Here is a 17,185-nt window from a genome sequence, read left to right on the forward strand (position 1 = left end):
ACCTTTACCTCCCTATGAGAACCTCCTGAGAAAGACTCCCCTCCACAAGCAGGGGCACTGGAACCTCAATGAGGTAAGACCCGGCACTCTCATTTTCCAGGCTCCGCAGCTCAATTTTAAAGCCGTTGCGCTTTTCAGAAGCAGTAATTTTTTCCATATACTCTTTTATATTCATAGGAGTTCCCGTATCTTCAAGGCGTGATTCCGATTCGCTCCCCTTACCCCAGATAACAATTTCTGCTCGTCCAGAAGGGAAATTATCCGGAACCGGGAGGCGAAAAGGGAAAGTAATGGTTTCTCGCCGATAGGGAAACACCGTTACCTCACCTTCGATAAACTTCCCCTGCTCAGCACTGGCGGGACAACTGAGGCTACCCAACTTGCCCCACCCAAAGTACGGGAAATGCTCAAATTCCAGGGAGATTCTCTGAGGACGGAATTCAAAGAAGGGGTTTTGGGAAAGACCTCTCAAAAAACGGTCCAGGCCATTCGCCCCTTCAGCAGCTACGTCAGTTTTGCTGGTCCAGAAAAAACGATCTTCGAAAGAGAAATCCCGAGCATGAAGCCTGACCGAAACCACAATGGTTCCACTACACTGGCAATCCAGCACCCGATCCAGGACGTCCAGAAAGAGCGAGGGCAAAATGTCAGCCAGGACCCGTTCGTCCTGCACCACCTTGAAGTTGAAACTCTGCGAGGACCCGTTTCTGTCCCTGGCTACTATCTGTAAATCGCAGGAATCTGGAAAAACCCCTATCCTACCTGCAATGCCTGATTGGCGGTCTTCTTCCACAATACCTACTACCTCTATAGGAGTACCCACTTTAAACGGAAAATCTTTACCACTCACACTGAAGTTCACATATATCGAAGACAAAAAGTAGGCTACTTTGCCATAATGCAAAAAGGGATGGCCCAGAGCCAGAAATTTGTCGCCCTCCAGGTAAGTAAGTGTTCCAATGCTCAAAATGTCAGCATCACCACTTAGAAGCTGTACCCCAATAGCACTGCCTGGAACGAGTTCCGGAACAGCAGAAGTCATTCCCGAAGACCGTCCCCTGAAGAGTTGCGGGAAAGCAAGCGCCACACGCACCGGGGCATGCTGTTCCAGAAAGCTTGCTGCGCGCTGGCCAAGGCCCATAGCGAGCATCAGGGAACGCTGTTCTTTTTTACGGGTCCCAGAACTCCCCCAGAGGGCAAGCATGGCTTCAATAGGAGTAACCACGCCAATCAGGTTGTCTTTGCTCTCATAGCCGTACGCAAGAGCACCGGCAATGCGGTCTTTCAAAAAAATCGGGCTACCACTCATTCCCGCTGATATGCCTCCCAGCTCTCTCACCCGGTCATCGGTGATGCGAATTACAAAGTAGGCATCTTCAATGCTTTTTCCAGATACAACATCAATCACTTCCAGGTCGAAGGTTTCCACTTTGGTCCCATAGAAAACGGTCTTGCCATACCCACGCATGCCAATTTTTACTTCAGAAAGAGGCAAATAACCAGTTTCTTCCGCCTCTACTAAGGGAAGCAACCAGAAAAAAATAGCCGAAAAAAGGAGAAAAAGAAAAATCCCCGCCCTTTTTGAAGGCATCAAAATCAGCGATTCCTCCCCTTGGTAAACAGGAAGCCTTCTCGTAGCTCCTTCAGGTGATCCAGAACTTTACCAGCTCCCAGTGCCACACAAGAAATGGGGTCCTCAGCTACATAGGCCACCGTACCCGTGGACCTGCTGATTAAAACATCAATACCCTGTAAAAGCGCACCGCCCCCAGTGAGACAAATACCCTTTTCACCAATATCAGCTGCAAGTTCGGGAGGAGTATGTTCAAGCACCATGCGTACCGCTTCCAGAATCGAAGAAAGGGGTTCGGTCAAGCACTTGTGTATTTCAGAAGCCGTAACAGTGATCTCCTTGGGAAGGCCAGAAACTAAGTCCCTTCCCTTTACTTGAATTGATTTATCCTGGTCGGGGGGTACCGCGCAGCCAACCTCTATTTTAATTTGTTCCGCAGTCCTTTCTCCAATCATGATATTGAATTTCTTGCGGAGATGGCGGACGATGGCCTCATCCATTTTATCCCCAGCCACTCTTATAGAGCGACTCACCACAATACCTCCCAGGGAAAGCACGGCAACATCGGTGGTGCCTCCACCGATGTCTATTACCATGTTGCCAGAAGGCCCCGTAATATCAAGCCCTGCCCCAATTGCCGCTGCCATAGGCTCTTCCACAAGATACGCCCTGCGAGCCCCAGAATGATAGGCAGCATCAAGCACCGCTCTTTTTTCGACTTCGGTACACCCTGAAGGGACGCAAATCACGATATCGGGCTTAAAGATGCTCCTTCCGCAAACCTTCTGGATGAAGTAAGAAAGCATTTTTCTGGTTATCTCATAATTATCGATAACACCGTCTTTCAGGGGACGATGGGCAACGATGTACTCGGGCGTTTTTCCAATCATCTCTCGTGCTTCTCTACCAATAGCCAGAACCTTACCAGTGTTTTTGGCAACTGCAACCACTGAAGGCTCGTTCAAAACAATTCCCTTACCCTGAACATAAACCAGCGTGGTCGCTGTACCCAGGTCGATTCCCAATCGCTTATTCCACATCCGCATTCCCCCTGTCTGCATCTTTAACCCGTTTTATGCAAGCACCCAGAGCATTCAGCTTCTCTTCAATAGCTTCATAACCCCTATCAATATGAAATAAACCACTGATTTCAGTTTCACCCTGCGCAGCCAGACCAGCCAGAATAAGAGCTGCACCCGCCCGTAGATCCGAAGCTGCTACCTGTGCCGCATTTAGAGTTTCCACTCCCCGCACAATAACGCTCCTTCCCTCCACTTGAATGTTAGCCCCCATCCTTTCCAGCTCTCCCACATGGGCAAAGCGACTCTCAAAAATGGTCTCAGTAATCACGCTCACTCCCTCAGCAATGCAAAGCAAAGCAGTGAATTGAGCCTGCATATCGGTGGGAAAACCGGGATGGGGCATGGTCTTTATATTGATTGCCCGAGGACGTTCCCGCATGGTAACCAGAAGCGTCCTTTCGCCAGTTTTCTCCACCCGGGCACCTGTTTCCTCGAGCTTGGTAACGATTGGAAAGATGTGACCCAAGTCCACGCCCTCGATTTCCACCTCACCCTGAGTGATTGCTGCAGCAACGCAAAAAGTCCCTGCTTCTATCCGGTCATTCATAATCTCGTACTCCACACCTTGGAGGTTCTTTTTACCCTTCACCAATACTACATCAGTACCCACACCTTGAATTTCTGCACCCATCAGGGTTAAAAAACGAGCTAAATCGACAACTTCTGGTTCCTTGGCAGCATTGATGATCAGTGTTTCTCCGGGTATCGACGCCGCCAGCATCATTAGGTTCTCGGTGGCTCCCACACTGGGGAAGTCAAGATAAATTTCTCCCCCGTGCAGAAGTCCAGCCTTAGCTTCCACGTATCCAGCGCTCTGAATCACTTCTACACCAAGGTGTGCAAATCCCTTCAAGTGAAGATCGATGGGGCGCGAGCCGATAGCACAGCCCCCCGGCAAAGGGACTTTAGCCCTTCCCAAGCGAGAAAGGAGCGGTCCAGTTATGAGAAAGGAAGCTCGCATCTTCCTAATCAGTTCGTAGGAAGGCTCGCAATTTCGGAGCGAAGCTGGTCCCACGCGGTAGGTATGCCGGTCAATTTTTTCCACCTGGGCCCCCACGTTCTCAAGGACCGAAAGCATGGTACGCACATCGAGGAGGTCAGGAACATTGCGCAACAAAGAGGGAGAAGTACCCAACAAAGAAGCAGCCAAAATAGGAAGTGCTGCGTTTTTAGAACCTCCAATACGCACTTTACCCTGAAGAGAAACTGGCCCACGGACAATTAGCTTTTCCAAAATGTTCCTGCTCCTTGTTTTTCTTGCTAAAAACCATTATAAAACAAAAAGCCCAATTCGGGTAACCGGCTCCAAAGTAATTGCTAATTGCGAATTTACTCTTCTTTGGTGGAAGATTTGCGAGAAGTTGGAAACTCAAAAGAAATCTTCCCCTCGCTATCCAGAACCAAGACAGCAGAAAATTTCTTTTTGCTTTTCCGGGAGCGGAAGCCGTACAGTTTTTCAGTTTTGCCTTCTTCAAGCAGTTTTCGTACCTGAGTACGGGTTAATTTTTTGCCCAGAATGGTCTTCCAGACGACAAACTGACAGCCCTCCTTCCAGCGAGAGCAGGTAAAAGCCTTCTGGTTTTCGTAAACCGGCGCTCCACAGAGTGGACAGGGACCAATTGGAACATGGATTCTCTCCAGCTCTCCCTGGTACTCTTTATTACGCAACTTTTCCACGATTTCCACGGTGAGCTGCTTAATTTCTTCCATAAAGACATCTCGGCTATAATCACCCTTTTCCATTAACCGCAGCTTGCGTTCCCACTCACCGGTAAGCTGGGGAGAAGCCAGTTCCTCTATAGGTATGGCTTCCACGATGTTGATTAATTCCATACCCTTGGGAGTGGGAATCAGGGTCTTTCCTTCCCGCTCCACATACCCGACTTCAATCAGGCGTTCAATGATGCTCGCCCTGGTCGCCGGCGTACCAATGCCATTTTCCTTTAAAACCTCACGCAACTCCTCGTCCTCAACAAATTTGCCCGCATTTTCCATGGCAGCAAGGAGGGTAGCTTCCGTGTAACGGGGTGGCGCTTTGGTCTCTTTTGCCTCAAACCAGGTATCAACCACAGAAACCGTTCCGCCCTTCTCCAAGCGAGGCAGAAAATCCTGGGGATCACTCTCTTTCTCACCGTATACCTTTCTCCAGCCCGGCTCCACCAAAACTTTGGATTTACTTACAAAAAGGTCTTCTCCCACCCGGGTGTGTATCTTGCGGTGTGCCCACTGCGCATCTGGATAAAAAACACTGATAAACCTTTTGACAATCAGGTCCATTATCTTCTGGGCATCAGAGTTCAACGTATCCCAGTAAATGGCTTCCCCAGTAGGGATAATGGCGTGGTGGTCAGTTACTTTGCTCTTATCAAAGACACGCTTGTTGTTTAGTGCATTCCGGGGTAGCCCACCCGCAACCAGCTCTCGATACCCACAATCACCCAGCATGGACCAGGACTTTTCAACCACCACCATCAGGTCTTCAGATAGGAAACGAGAATCAGTGCGGGGATAGGTAATGAGCTTGTAGGTCTCATACAGCTTCTGCGCTGCATCAAGGGTGCGCTGGGCCGAAAAACCAAGCAGTTTATTGGCATCCCGCTGGAGAGCAGTCAAATCGTAAAGCAAAGGAGGCGCTTCGCTGGATTGGCGCTCTTCAAACTCCACAACTTCGCCTTCCCCGCCTCGAACCCGCTCGACTATGGTCTGCGCTTCCTCCTGGGAATAAACCCGGTCTTCTCCGTTTCTCCACTTCCCAAGATACGTACCTTCCGGAGAAGCAAAACGCGCAAACACCTCCCAGTAAGGTGTAGGTACAAACTCCTGAATTTCCCGCTCCCTGTGCACCAGTATAGCGAGAGTCGGAGTCTGCACCCGCCCCACTGACAAAAGAGTGCGATAGCGAGCTGTGAAAGCACGGGTACCATTGATACCTACCAGCCAGTCGCCTTCAGAGCGGCATTTGGCTGCCGCGGCCAGATTGGTAAACTCTTCCCCGGAACGGAGATTACGAAAGGCTTCCCGGATTGCTTCCCGGGTCATTGATGAAAGCCAGAGCCGGAACACTGGCTTTTTGCATTTTACAAACTCGTAAATATACCTGAAAATTAGTTCGCCTTCTCTTCCAGCATCGCAGGCGTTGATGAGCGCCTCCACATCCTGGCGCTTGATAAGTTTTTGAATTACTCTCAGTCGGTCTCGATTGCCTTCCAACACCTTAAGCTTGAACTCTTCAGGAATAACTGGCAAAAGCACCAGTCGCCAGACCTTGAGTTTCTTGTCGTAATCTTCAGGCTCTGCAAGGCCTACCAGATGCCCCAGTGCCCAGGTGATGACGTAGGTTTCATTTTCCAAATACTCTTTATGGTTAGTAAACTTTCCCAGAGCCGAAGCAATGTCTCTGGCTACGCTTGGTTTTTCGGTAATAATCAGCTTTTTTGCCACTGCAATCCACCTTTCCAGATTTTAACTGTCTCCACGACCCCTCCCGGGCTGGCGATACGGCCGGTAGGGCAAAGGAACATATTCAACAGAAGGCCGCTGTTGGGGAGGCTGAGGATAGAGTTCCATCAACTCGTAAATATCCTCGGGAAGCTCATCTTTAACCGGAAGACCCATTTCCTTGGCCATTTCCACAGTTATCGGAAAGTCATGAGTCCAGCGCCCTCAGAAAGGGTCCTGGCAAGCTCACGAGCCCTTTCCTCCGGCATTTTATCCTTGATGAGATTAAACACCACGTTGTAAACCTGGTCAATTGCCTTCCTGGCCACATCACCCAGAATTAAGGTCTGGTCGTCACGGTTGGGGTTGGGCTCTTCGAGAGCTTTTAATATGGATGCTGCCGGATACTGCCCGTGCACAGTACCGATTTGAGGGTCTACGGGACCCAGCACTGCATTGGGATCCATAATGATTTCATCAGCAGCCAATGCAATAAGCGTTCCTCCTGACATAGCGTAGTGGGGAACAAAAACGGTGACCTTAGCGGGGTGCCGCTTAATAGCCCAGGCAATTTGCTCAGCAGCCAGGACCAAACCACCCGGGGTATGCAAGATAAGATCGATAGGCATATCCTGCGGGGTAAGGTGTATAGCCCGCAATATTTTTTCCGAATCCTCAATGTTAATGTAACGAGCGACAGGTAGCCCCAAGAAGCTCACCGATTCCTGGCGATGAATCATAGCAATGACTCGAGAACGCCTCTTGCGTTCTAAGTTGCGAATGGCGGCCAACCGCTGTTGTTCTATCATCTTGCGCTGCAGAGCTGGAAAACAAACACTGAAAAGAATCAAAAGAAAAATGATATCCCAGAACACAATATGCACCTCCCTAAAAGACTCAATTAGTAGAGGGTAATCCCCCGATTACGAATTTTGCCCTCTTCAAAGAGGTCTCCCCCGAAGCTATCATAAGCAACAATCAGGGGGAAATCACGCACAAAAAGCCGCAGGAGAGCCTGTGCCCCCAGGTCTTCATAAGCCAGAACGTCCCTGCGCAACACAAACTGGGCAAGGTATGCTCCAGCACCACCACAGGCAATGAAGTACACTGCAAGGTGTTTTTCCAGAAGTTTTTTCACCTCTTCGCTGCGAGCTCCTTTACCAATGGTTGCCCTAACTCCCAGTTTCAATAGTTCCTCAACTGTTGCGTCCATTCGGGAACTGGTGGTCGGCCCAACTGAGCCAATCACCTTCCCCGGCGGAGTGGGAGTTGGACCCGCGTAGTAAATGGTTGCACCTTTTACTTCAAAAGGTAGTTCTTTGCCCTTTTTGAGGTCTTCCAGCATACGGCGGTGTGTAGCGTCCCGAGCCACGTAAATGTCGCCACTCAAATACACTATGTCACCTACTCGCAAATTTCGAGTATCATCAACTGAAAGGGGTGTTTTCAAAACAAATTCCCGATTTTTTTCTGCTTGCTCTTCCATACCTTTCACCACCTGAGCGTCTTCTGGCGGAAAACATGGCAACTCGCTACCAAACCCACCGGAAAGCTGGCTATATGACACGGATAAACCTCTATCCTAACCTCAAGACAGGTATTCTTACCACCTACTCCCTGAGGACCAATGCCCAGGAGATTTATCTTTTCCTTCATACGTTCCTCAACCTGTGCATAGCGAGGGTCCGGGTTTTTTGACCCCAGAGGCCTACTCAAAGCCCGAGAAGCAAGATACATAGCATATGCAGCATTACCACCTACTCCAATACCCACCACAAGCGGTGGGCAAGCCTGAGCCGCTTTGCGGTCCAGCTCGCGCAAAACGAAACGCTCCAGGTCTTCTACAGAGCTTCCCGGATTTAAAACACCCAGGGAACTAATGTTATCACAGCCTCCACCCTTCACCAGCAAGTTTATTTCCAGTTCTTCTTCCCCTTCAAAATCAAAGAAATAAACCGGAGGCGTATTATCACGGGTGTTGACTCCGAAAAAAGGGTCAGCAATGATTGATTTCCGAAAATACGCCTTTTGATATGCGCGACGTATCCCTTCGGCAATGGCCTCTTTAAGACTGCCCCCTTCAATCTTCACTGCCTGGCCTATTTTCACCTCTACCTGGACCATTCCAGTATCCTGACACAGGGGAAGCCTATTCTCTTCTGCTACCACATAGTTTTCGAGAATCTGAGAAACCATTTCCTGGGCCACTTTCTCCCCCTCGTTGGTAAGCACCTGGAGCATTTTTTGACGCAAGACTTCCGAAGCAACTATGTTTATCTCTATAAGAGCCTGCTCCACTCGCTCAGCTATTTCCTCGAAAGTAATCTTTTTCACGTTCCACCACCTTCCGGGCTAATCACAAAACCCTCCTTTTGCATCAAAGCAGTAATTTCCCTGGCTCTTTGAATAAGAAAACGCGATTCTCTCTCTATTTCTTCCAGAGAAACATCCCTTTGCGCTATTCCCTCTTCCAGAGCAACCCGGGCCACCGCTTTAGCCTCTTCCACATACACTTCCCACTCTTCCATACTGGGAATGATGTAATCCTCGTTTAACCCCTTCCGACGGGCAAATTCATAAAGCGACTTTGCCGCCGCAAGGCACATGGAATCGGTGATGGTGCGAGCCTGAACGCTCAACACTCCCCGAAAAACACCAGGAAAACCCAGGGAGTTGTTGACCTGGTTCGGGAAATCAGAACGACCAGTTGCCACAATCCTGGCACCAGCCTCTTTGGCTTCCCAAGGCCAGATCTCTGGTACTGGATTAGCACAGGCAAAAACGATTGCCTCGCTGTTCATCTGGGCCACCCATTCCGGCTTAATGACCCCAGGACCAGGCGTAGAAAGAGCAATCAAAACATCCCTACCCCTTATCGCTTCTTCCTTGCCACCTACCAGATTTTCCCCATTGGTCACCTGGCAAAGTTCCCACTTCCAAGGATGGCTCTCCTCCAGGTCTTTTCTTCCCCTGTGCAGGGTCCCCTTACTATCACAAAGCACCAGGTTTTCAGGAGGTACGCCGACTGCAATCAGGAGGTGAGCAATTCTCAGGTTAGAAGCCCCAGCACCTATCAAAGCAACTTTAACCTGGTCCGGAGCTTTGCCAACTACATCCAGCGCACCCAGAAAAGCTGCAATGGTGACCAGAGCCGTTCCCTGCTGGTCATCATGCCACACCGGGATATCAAGGGTTTTTCGAAGCGTTTCCAGGACCGCAAAACACTGGGGTTGGGCTATATCTTCAAGGTTAATGCCCCCAAAGGTGGGAGAAATAGCTTGAACCAGCGCAATGAGCTCTTCAGGGTTCCGGGTGCGGACACAAATCGGCCATGCGTCCACTCCCCCAAGATACCTGAAAAGGAGTGCCTTCCCCTCCATAACCGGGAGAGCCGCTTCCGGGCCGATGTCACCAAGCCCCAGAACCCTGCTCCCATCAGAAACCACCGCTACTGTGTTCCAGCGGTTTGTGTACTGAAAAGAAAGTTCTCTATCCTCTGCAATCGCCCGGCTTACTGCAGCAACTCCTGGAGTATACCACAGCGCAAAGTCCTGGTAATCGCGTACCGGGCATTTGAGCAGTGTCTCTATCTTCCCGCGGTAAAAACGATGCAATGCCCTTGATTTGTCAAAAAGTTCCTGAGTTTTCAGATTTCCTTCCTTTACCATTTCCAACCCTCTTTCCTTTTGCATTAAAAACACAACAGGAATATACTCTATAAAAGCCCCAAAAAGCAACCAGGAAGAAAGGAGCAAAGCCAAAATGAAATTTCTCTGGATGGGAGCGATGGTATTTTGCTTCACCTTTTTCGTGCTGTCAAGTTTTGCTCAGGAAAGGCCGGTCGAGCTCCATTATGCAGTGATGCTTAAAGGAGAGAAAATCGGCGAAATCCTGTTGCGGGTTTTTCCCAACCCCGAAAACCCGGAAGAAATATATCTTCACCAGGTACAAACACTTGAGAAAATGCCCGGCATACCTGCAGGAACCAGGATAGAAGAAGCAACCCTGTTCAATACAAAACAGAAAAAACCCCTGCGTTACGTGGTTGAACAGACCTTTGCTCAGCAAAAAAGCACCAGCATTTTCGAATTTCAATACCAGAAAAACCAGATCAACCTGATACAAAGAATTGGTAATACCAGTAACCAGCAATCAATACCCCTTCAGGGAGGTGTACTGGATCCCCTTTCGCTTCTTTTCCTCCTGCCACAGGAAAACTGGGAAACAGAACCCACCCATTCCTATAATCTCCTAAACTCCGGGAAAATAGTTGCCAGACTCCTTCAAAAAGATGTAGCGGTTCCTACTTCCTTGGACACTTTTCAATGTTATCAGGTAGAACTGGGCAAGGAAGGTCTATCACAAATTATATACCTTAACGAACAGGAAAAACTCATAGTCCGCATGGAATCCGCTTCGTTGGCAGGTCCTGTGGTAACTTTGCTTGAAGAGATAAGCCCCCTTTCTGTATTTCAGGTTCCCGAACTCATTACCATTCAGCCCTCACTACCAGCACAACCTCGGTCTTTATCCGAAACAAGCGAATTTACAGAAAAAGAGGTAGTCTTCCCCAGTCAGGACATAATGCTGAGCGGAACCCTAACCTTCCCCCGTGGAAAACCACCCTTTCCTGCCGTACTCCTCATTGCTGGTTCGGGACCGGTGGACCGCAACGAAAATGTCCCTCAGGGAATAACGCTCAACACCTTTTCCGAGCTGGCTCAGCGGCTGGCAGAATGTGGTTTTGCAGTGTTGCGCTATGATAAAAGAGGAGTGGGCAAAAGTGGAGGAGATTTTGCATCCAGCGGCCTCTATGACCTGGTAGAAGATGCCCGGAGTGCCCTGGAGTTCCTTACAGCGCAGCCTGAAATAGACCCTCAAAAAGTAGCGCTTCTGGGTCACAGTGAAGGTGGAACCATTGCTTGCATGGTTGCCGCTCAAAGCCCCATTGCATCCGCGCTGGTACTTATGGCAACTCCAGCACGTTCACTGGTTGAGCTGGTAAAAGAACAAATAACCTATTTATACCTGATTTCGGGAGTAAAGGATTCCCGGGTCATTCAGGAAGCCATAGCTCAGCAGGAAAAAATCTTTGAGGCCCTGGCCCAGGGCAAAAAGGACGTGGAAGGTGTTCCCATACCGCTTTGGAAATGGTGGAAGGACTATCTCCACTTCAATCCTCAGGAGTGGTTCCAGAAAATCCGGATTCCTACCCTGATTCTACAGGGAGAAAAAGATTACCAGGTAAAAACCGAGGATGCCCTGAAAATTGCTGCCATACTGAAGCAAAACGGCGTGACTTACGAGTTAGCAATTCTCCCCAACCTGGATCACCTCTTCAGACCAGTAAAGGGAGAGTTTTCCTCACCCGAAGAATATCTGGACACATCGAGAACAATACCTCAGGAAGTGTTTCAAAAGATTTGTACCTTCTTAAAAAACAACTTGTAGAAAAGAGAGAATTAAAAAGCCCGTGCACTCCTGCACGGGCTTTTTAATTAGCGAGTCTCACGGTGTAGAGTGTGCTTTTGACAGTGGGGGCAGTATTTTCGAAACTCCAGACGCCCCTGTTTGTTGCGTTTATTCTTGCTACCCTGATAGTTCCGTCGTCGACACTCCGTACATTCAAAAGTTATGGTTTCCTGCATGGAACAGCAACCTCCACAGTTACTCTATAATCTCAGTTACTACACCTGCTCCAACCGTTCTACCACCTTCACGAATAGCAAAGCGCAATCCTTTCTCCATGGCAATGGGGTAGATGAGCTTTACTTCCAGGTTGGCATTGTCTCCAGGCATGACCATTTCCACACCTTCAGGGAGTTTGATTTCTCCAGTAACGTCAGTGGTGCGGAAATAGAACTGGGGACGATAACCGTTGAAGAAGGGGGTATGTCGTCCACCCTCTTCTTTGGTGAGCACATAGACTTCAGCTTTGAAGTGGGTATGTGGAGTGATAGAACCAGGTGCAGCCAGAACCTGTCCTCGCTCTACCTCTTTCTTCTCAATACCTCGCAGCAGAACACCAATGTTGTCTCCGGCCTGGGCTTCATCGAGGATTTTGCGGAACATCTCAATGCCGGTGACCACGGTCTTTTTGATCTCATGAGAAAGTCCCACAATTTCCACCTGGTCACCAAGGTGCAGGACTCCACGCTCCACTCTTCCGGTAACCACAGTACCACGACCGGTGATGGAGAAAACGTCCTCAATAGGCATCAGGAAGGGTTTGTCCAGTTCACGCTGGGGAAGAGGAATGTACTCATCCATGGCATCCAGGAGTTCCCAGATTTTACCACACCACTCACACTCTCGCTTACCACAGCCACACTCCAAGGCTTTGAGAGCACTGCCTACCACTACCGGCACATCGTCTCCTGGGAACTCATAGCGGTTGAGCAGATCCCGCACTTCCATTTCCACCAGCTCTATGAGCTCTGGGTCATCCACCATGTCAGCTTTATTCATGAAGACTACAATGTAGGGCACCTCTACCTGACGGGAGAGGAGAATGTGCTCCCGGGTCTGAGGCATAGGACCATCAGCAGCAGAGACCACCAAGATGGCACCATCCATCTGGGCAGCTCCAGTAATCATGTTCTTGACGTAGTCAGCATGCCCAGGGCAGTCGATGTGGGCATAGTGCCTTTTTTCAGTCTCATACTCCACGTGGGCAATGGCAATGGTGATACCTCGCTCCCTTTCTTCAGGAGCTTTGTCAATCTGCTCGAAAGGTGTGTAGTTTGCCAGTCCCGCCTTGGAAAGCACCATAGTTATTGCCGCAGTGAGCGTGGTCTTTCCATGGTCGACATGTCCAATGGTTCCCACATTGACATGGGGCTTTTTCCGTTCAAACTTTTGCTTGGCCATAGGAATCCTCCTCGTTTCAAGTCTTTTCTAATTTCCAAAAGAGTCAAGTTGCTCGCTTCAAGCGCATCATAAATCCAACATCAGCTACTTCATGTCCTGCCTTTTTCAATAAAAAGAAAAATGGAGCCTACGACCGGGATTGAACCGGTGACCTCACCCTTACCAAGGGTGCGCTCTACCACTGAGCTACGCAGGCACCTTTTTAATTCTTCACTTTATGGTGGGGAGGGTAGGATTCGAACCTACGAAGGCGACAGCCGGCGGATTTACAGTCCGCTCCCTTTGTCCACTTGGGTACCTCCCCACAAAAAACCATGGAGCCGGTGATCCGACTCGAACGGACGACCTGCTGATTACAAATCAGCTGCTCTACCAGCTGAGCTACACCGGCACAACTTTTCCGTTATGCCTGAATAAATATAAGGGATAGAGGGCAACATGTCAAGCAAAAATTATGCACTCTAAACACAAGAAATTATTGTGACCACCAGAACGTCCTGGGAGAAAATGATTGCCACAAATTTGTAGTCCAATCTTTTATTCAAGAAGACTGAATACTATCATATCCTTTTCAAAGAATGACCAGCTTTTATGCTATAATCAAAACTAACTAAAAACACGAAAGGAGGGGGGATTTTATCCACAAAAATCCATCTTTCTTCGGTTCATTCCAAAACCATTAAGAGGAGGAGAAAAATGAGAAAAAAAGTTTTTCTGGCAATTTTAGTTGGCGTGGTGTTTTTGCTAAGTTCAGCGTTCGTTCTGGCTCAGGAACCCAAATACGGAGGTACCCTGGTTTTTGGAAGCGGTGGCGATGCTACTCGCCTGGACCCCGCTGATGTAACCGATGGGCTTTCTATCACCAGGACTGACAATATTTTTGAGGGCCTGGTTCAGTACAAGCCTGGAACCACCGAAATAGAGCCTTGCCTTGCCGAGCGCTGGGAAGTTTCCGAGGACGGACTGACCTTTACCTTTTACCTCCGCAAAGGCGTAAAATTCCATGATGGCACTGACTTCAACGCCGATGCTGTGGTTTACTCTTTCAAAAGACAATTCGACCCCAACCACCCCTTCCACAAATACGGAGAATGGGCTTACTGGAAATGGATGTTCACCTCGGTAAAAGACGTGGTCAAAGTCGATGACTACACAGTTAAAATTATTCTCTCTGAGCCCTACGCTCCATTTTTGAGCAATCTGGCCATGTTTACTGTAGCCATCGTCAGTCCAACCGCCTGTGAAAAGTATGGGCCGGATTTCTTTAAAAATCCGGTGGGTACCGGTCCTTTCAAATTTGTGGAATGGGTCAAAGACGACCACATAACCTTGGAAGCTTTTGAAGACTACTGGCAGGGAAGACCCTATCTCGACCGTATTATCTTCAGAGTTATACCCGATCCCTCGGTACGCCTTCTGGAGCTTGAGAAAGGTTCCATAGATGCTATGGAATACCCCAATCCCGACGACCTGGAGCGAATCAAAAACAACCCTGACCTGATGCTCCTTGAAGCCCCGGGCATTAACGTGGGATACCTTGCCATGAATATGGGAGAAGATACCCCTGGTTTCCAGAAACCATTCGGGGATGTGCGGGTGCGCAGAGCAATCAACCATGCCATCAACAAAGAAGCCATCGTGAAATACCTCTACAAAGATACTGCGATTGTAGCCAAAAACCCCATTCCGCCTACCATGTGGGGCTACAATGACGAAATAGAAGACTATGAGTACAACCCCGATAAAGCTCGTGAATTACTCAAAGAAGCTGGATACCCCAACGGCTTTGAAACCACTCTCTGGGCTATGCCAGTGTCCCGTCCCTATATGTACGATCCTCCAAAAATTGCCGAGGCCATCCAGGCAGACCTGGAAGCGGTAGGCATCAAGGCTAACATTTACACCGTAGAGTGGGGAACTTACCTGCAGGAAACCGAAGCTGGAAAACACCCCATGTGTCTTCTGGGCTGGACCGGTGATAACGGTGACCCGGATAACTTCCTTTATGTGCTACTTGACAAAGACAACGCCATCGTGGGAAGCGCAGGAAACGTAGCTTTTTACCGCAACGACGAACTTCACGAAATACTGATCAAGGCTCAAAGAACTTACGACCAGGAAGAACGAATCAAGCTTTACAAAAAAGCTCAGGAAATAATTCACAACGATGCGCCCTGGGTACCTATAGCTCACGCCAAAAACCAGATGGTGTTCAAAAAAGATGTTAAGGGATATGTGCTTCATCCCCTGGACCGTAAGTTCTTTTACACCACCTGGCTGGATCGCTAAAATGAGGGGGCATTTTTGCCCCCCATTTTATCTTAGTCATGGTGAATGCTTATGAAGCGGTATATTATCAAAAGGCTGTTGCTTCTTATACCAGTGCTTTTTGGAGTTTCCATAATTGTTTTTGTCGTGGTGCGCCTGGCACCAGGCGATCCTGCCCGGATACTTGCTGGTGAACACGCTTCCCCCGAGTACGTGGAAGCGATGCGTACCAAGTGGCAGCTTGACAAGCCTCTTTATATTCAGTATTTGGTATGGCTACGTAATCTACTCAGGGGAGACTTGGGCCGTTCCATTGCCACCCGCTCCCCGGTGCTTGAAGAAATTCTGCAGCGTTTCCCAGCAACCCTGGAACTCTCCATTGCCGCTATGCTCTTTGCAATCGTGGTGGGCATCGCTGCGGGAGTTACTGCAGCGGTAAAGCAATACTCCTTCTGGGACTACTTTTCAATGACCGGGGCACTTTTCGGAGTTTCCATGCCCGTTTTCTGGCTGGGTCTTATGCTCATGTTTATTTTCGGTCTGGAACTGGATTGGCTTCCGGTTTCAGGGAGAATCGATGTTGGAGTAAACTTAAAAGTCATCACCGGGCTTTATCTTCTGGATTCTCTGTTAACCCTGAACAAAACAGCATTTTTGAGCGCCCTCTCCCATCTCATTTTACCCAGTATTGCTCTGGGTACCATACCTATGGCACTCATTGCTCGCATGACCCGCTCGGCAATGCTTGAGGTAATCCGCCAGGATTTTATCCGCACCGAACGGGCCAAGGGGCTTCCCGAAAAAATGGTCATCTATAAGCATGCGCTAAAAAATGCCCTGATACCCATCGTCACAGTAATTGGCATGGAATTTGGGCTTTTGCTTGGCGGGGCCATTCTCACTGAAACCGTTTTTTCCTGGCCTGGCCTTGGCCGCTACACGGTTGATGCCGTCTACGCTCGGGATTATCCAGCCATCCAGGGAGCAGTGCTGTTTATTGCTTTCGTGTTTGTGGTAGTCAACCTGGCAACCGACGTTTTATATGCCTATCTCAATCCCAGAATACGGTATCAATAAGATGACGAAGAGCAACATAGCCAAGCTACAGGGATACTGGTACTTTTTAAAGAAAAACAAATCTGCCCTGGCGGGTCTGATTATTTTGATTGTTCTCCTCTTTGTGGCTCTGTTTGCCCCTTACCTTGCTCCCAACGACCCCTTGCAGCGCAGCCTGGCCCATCGCCTGTTACCAGGTTTCTGGGCTGGCAAAGAATACGCGCAGTTTCCCTTGGGCACCGATTACCTGGGACGCTGCATCCTTTCCCGTATCATCTGGGGTACCCGTACTTCACTTTCGGTAGGCTTTATCGCTGTGGGTATATCTACTCTGATAGGCCTGGTGCTGGGGCTTCTGGGAGGGTACTTTGGTGGAAAAATCGATACCTTTTTGATGCGTATCGTGGATATTATGTTTGCCTTTCCCAGTATCCTCCTTGCCATCACCATCATGGCTGCACTTGGTCCAGGGCTTGAGAAGGCAATGATTGCCATAGGCATTGTTTACTCTCCACAAATGGCCAGAGTGACCAGAAGCGCTGTGCTGGTAATCCGGGAGATGGATTACATTCAGGCCGAAAAAGCTCTGGGCGCTTCCCATTTGCGGATTATCTGGCACCACATTCTACCCAATTCTCTGGCCCCAGTTATTGTCTACTCAACCCTGAGCGTGGCCAACGCCATCCTGGATGCTGCGGCTTTGGGCTTTTTAGGGCTTGGTGCCTTACCCCCCACCCCAGAGTGGGGTGCCATGCTTTCTAACAGCAGGCAGTTTTTGCTTTCTGGGGCCTGGTGGGCAGCCACCTTCCCCGGGTTGGCCATTATGATTTCAGTGCTGGGACTCAATCTTCTGGGAGATGGACTTCGGGATATTCTGGACCCCAGATTGAGGGTGTGA

General features: G+C 49.3%; 13 protein-coding genes, 3 tRNA genes and 1 pseudogene. 4 read left to right on the forward strand and 13 right to left on the reverse strand.

Annotated features, from left to right (window positions below):
* Window positions 1–4: 4 nt before the first annotated feature.
* From QBE54_RS08750 to QBE54_RS08785, 8 genes and pseudogenes are all read right to left on the reverse strand, one after another.
* Window positions 5–1,591: a SpoIVB peptidase S55 domain-containing protein gene (locus QBE54_RS08750; protein ID WP_369017813.1), complete on the reverse strand. Its 1,587-nt coding sequence runs from the start codon at window positions 1,589–1,591 to the stop codon at window positions 5–7.
* Window positions 1,592–1,596: 5 nt separating this feature from the next.
* Complete coding sequence (locus QBE54_RS08755; protein WP_369017814.1) at window positions 1,597–2,613, reverse strand: rod shape-determining protein; 1,017 nt, start codon at window positions 2,611–2,613, stop codon at window positions 1,597–1,599.
* Window positions 2,603–3,889 carry a UDP-N-acetylglucosamine 1-carboxyvinyltransferase gene (gene murA, locus QBE54_RS08760; protein WP_369017815.1) on the reverse strand — a complete coding sequence of 429 codons (1,287 nt, stop codon included), beginning with the start codon at window positions 3,887–3,889 and terminating at the stop codon, window positions 2,603–2,605. The genes QBE54_RS08755 and murA overlap by 11 nt, the downstream gene beginning before the upstream one ends.
* Window positions 3,890–3,984: 95 nt before the next feature.
* The gene (locus QBE54_RS08765) at window positions 3,985–6,096 is read right to left on the reverse strand and encodes a DNA topoisomerase 3 (RefSeq protein ID WP_369017816.1); all 2,112 of its coding nucleotides are present in this window, start codon (window positions 6,094–6,096) and stop codon (window positions 3,985–3,987) included.
* Window positions 6,097–6,117: 21 nt separating this feature from the next.
* A pseudogene (locus QBE54_RS08770) lies at window positions 6,118–6,914 on the reverse strand (ATP-dependent Clp protease proteolytic subunit).
* Between the two features lie 80 nt (window positions 6,915–6,994).
* Window positions 6,995–7,579, reverse strand: a complete 585-nt coding sequence (locus QBE54_RS08775) for a FumA C-terminus/TtdB family hydratase beta subunit (RefSeq protein WP_369017817.1) — start codon at window positions 7,577–7,579, stop codon at window positions 6,995–6,997.
* A gap of 5 nt (window positions 7,580–7,584) precedes the next feature.
* On the reverse strand, window positions 7,585–8,427 hold the full coding sequence (locus tag QBE54_RS08780; protein ID WP_369017818.1) for a fumarate hydratase: 843 nt from the start codon (window positions 8,425–8,427) through the stop codon (window positions 7,585–7,587).
* The gene (locus QBE54_RS08785; protein WP_369017819.1) at window positions 8,424–9,761 is read right to left on the reverse strand and encodes an NADP-dependent malic enzyme; all 1,338 of its coding nucleotides are present in this window, start codon (window positions 9,759–9,761) and stop codon (window positions 8,424–8,426) included. Before QBE54_RS08785 ends, QBE54_RS08780 begins: the two co-directional genes overlap by 4 nt.
* A gap of 94 nt (window positions 9,762–9,855) precedes the next feature.
* On the opposite strand from QBE54_RS08785, the gene QBE54_RS08790 reads away from it, so the two are divergent.
* Window positions 9,856–11,544, forward strand: a complete 1,689-nt coding sequence (locus QBE54_RS08790; protein ID WP_369017820.1) for an alpha/beta hydrolase family protein — start codon at window positions 9,856–9,858, stop codon at window positions 11,542–11,544.
* A 47-nt stretch (window positions 11,545–11,591) separates the two neighbouring features.
* Here the strand turns inward: QBE54_RS08790 and rpmG are convergent, their stop codons facing one another.
* The 5 genes from rpmG to QBE54_RS08815 form a co-directional block, all read right to left on the reverse strand.
* A complete protein-coding gene (gene rpmG / locus QBE54_RS08795; protein ID WP_369017821.1) occupies window positions 11,592–11,741 on the reverse strand; it encodes a 50S ribosomal protein L33 in 150 nt (49 codons plus the stop codon).
* Between the two features lie 19 nt (window positions 11,742–11,760).
* Window positions 11,761–12,963: an elongation factor Tu gene (gene tuf / locus QBE54_RS08800; RefSeq protein WP_369017822.1), complete on the reverse strand. Its 1,203-nt coding sequence runs from the start codon at window positions 12,961–12,963 to the stop codon at window positions 11,761–11,763.
* A gap of 121 nt (window positions 12,964–13,084) precedes the next feature.
* Window positions 13,085–13,159 (reverse strand) — tRNA-Thr (locus tag QBE54_RS08805).
* Between the two features lie 22 nt (window positions 13,160–13,181).
* Window positions 13,182–13,267: transfer RNA gene (locus tag QBE54_RS08810), tRNA-Tyr, on the reverse strand.
* A gap of 11 nt (window positions 13,268–13,278) precedes the next feature.
* Window positions 13,279–13,354: transfer RNA gene (locus QBE54_RS08815), tRNA-Thr, on the reverse strand.
* 305 nt (window positions 13,355–13,659) lie between these two features.
* Between QBE54_RS08815 and QBE54_RS08820 the strand changes: the two genes are divergently transcribed.
* Genes QBE54_RS08820 through QBE54_RS08830 form a run of 3 tightly spaced genes read left to right on the forward strand, consistent with a single transcriptional unit; the run spans window position 13,660 to window position 17,185 of the window.
* A complete protein-coding gene (locus QBE54_RS08820) occupies window positions 13,660–15,252 on the forward strand; it encodes an ABC transporter substrate-binding protein (protein ID WP_369017823.1) in 1,593 nt (530 codons plus the stop codon).
* A 51-nt stretch (window positions 15,253–15,303) separates the two neighbouring features.
* On the forward strand, window positions 15,304–16,308 hold the full coding sequence (locus QBE54_RS08825; protein ID WP_369017824.1) for an ABC transporter permease: 1,005 nt from the start codon (window positions 15,304–15,306) through the stop codon (window positions 16,306–16,308).
* 1 nt (window position 16,309) lies between these two features.
* Window positions 16,310–17,185 (forward strand): ABC transporter permease, encoded by an 876-nt coding sequence (locus tag QBE54_RS08830; protein ID WP_369017825.1) that lies wholly within the window; start codon window positions 16,310–16,312, stop codon window positions 17,183–17,185.

The organism is Thermatribacter velox, from assembly GCF_038396615.1.
GTDB classification, from domain to species: domain Bacteria; phylum Atribacterota; class Atribacteria; order Atribacterales; family Thermatribacteraceae; genus Thermatribacter; species Thermatribacter velox.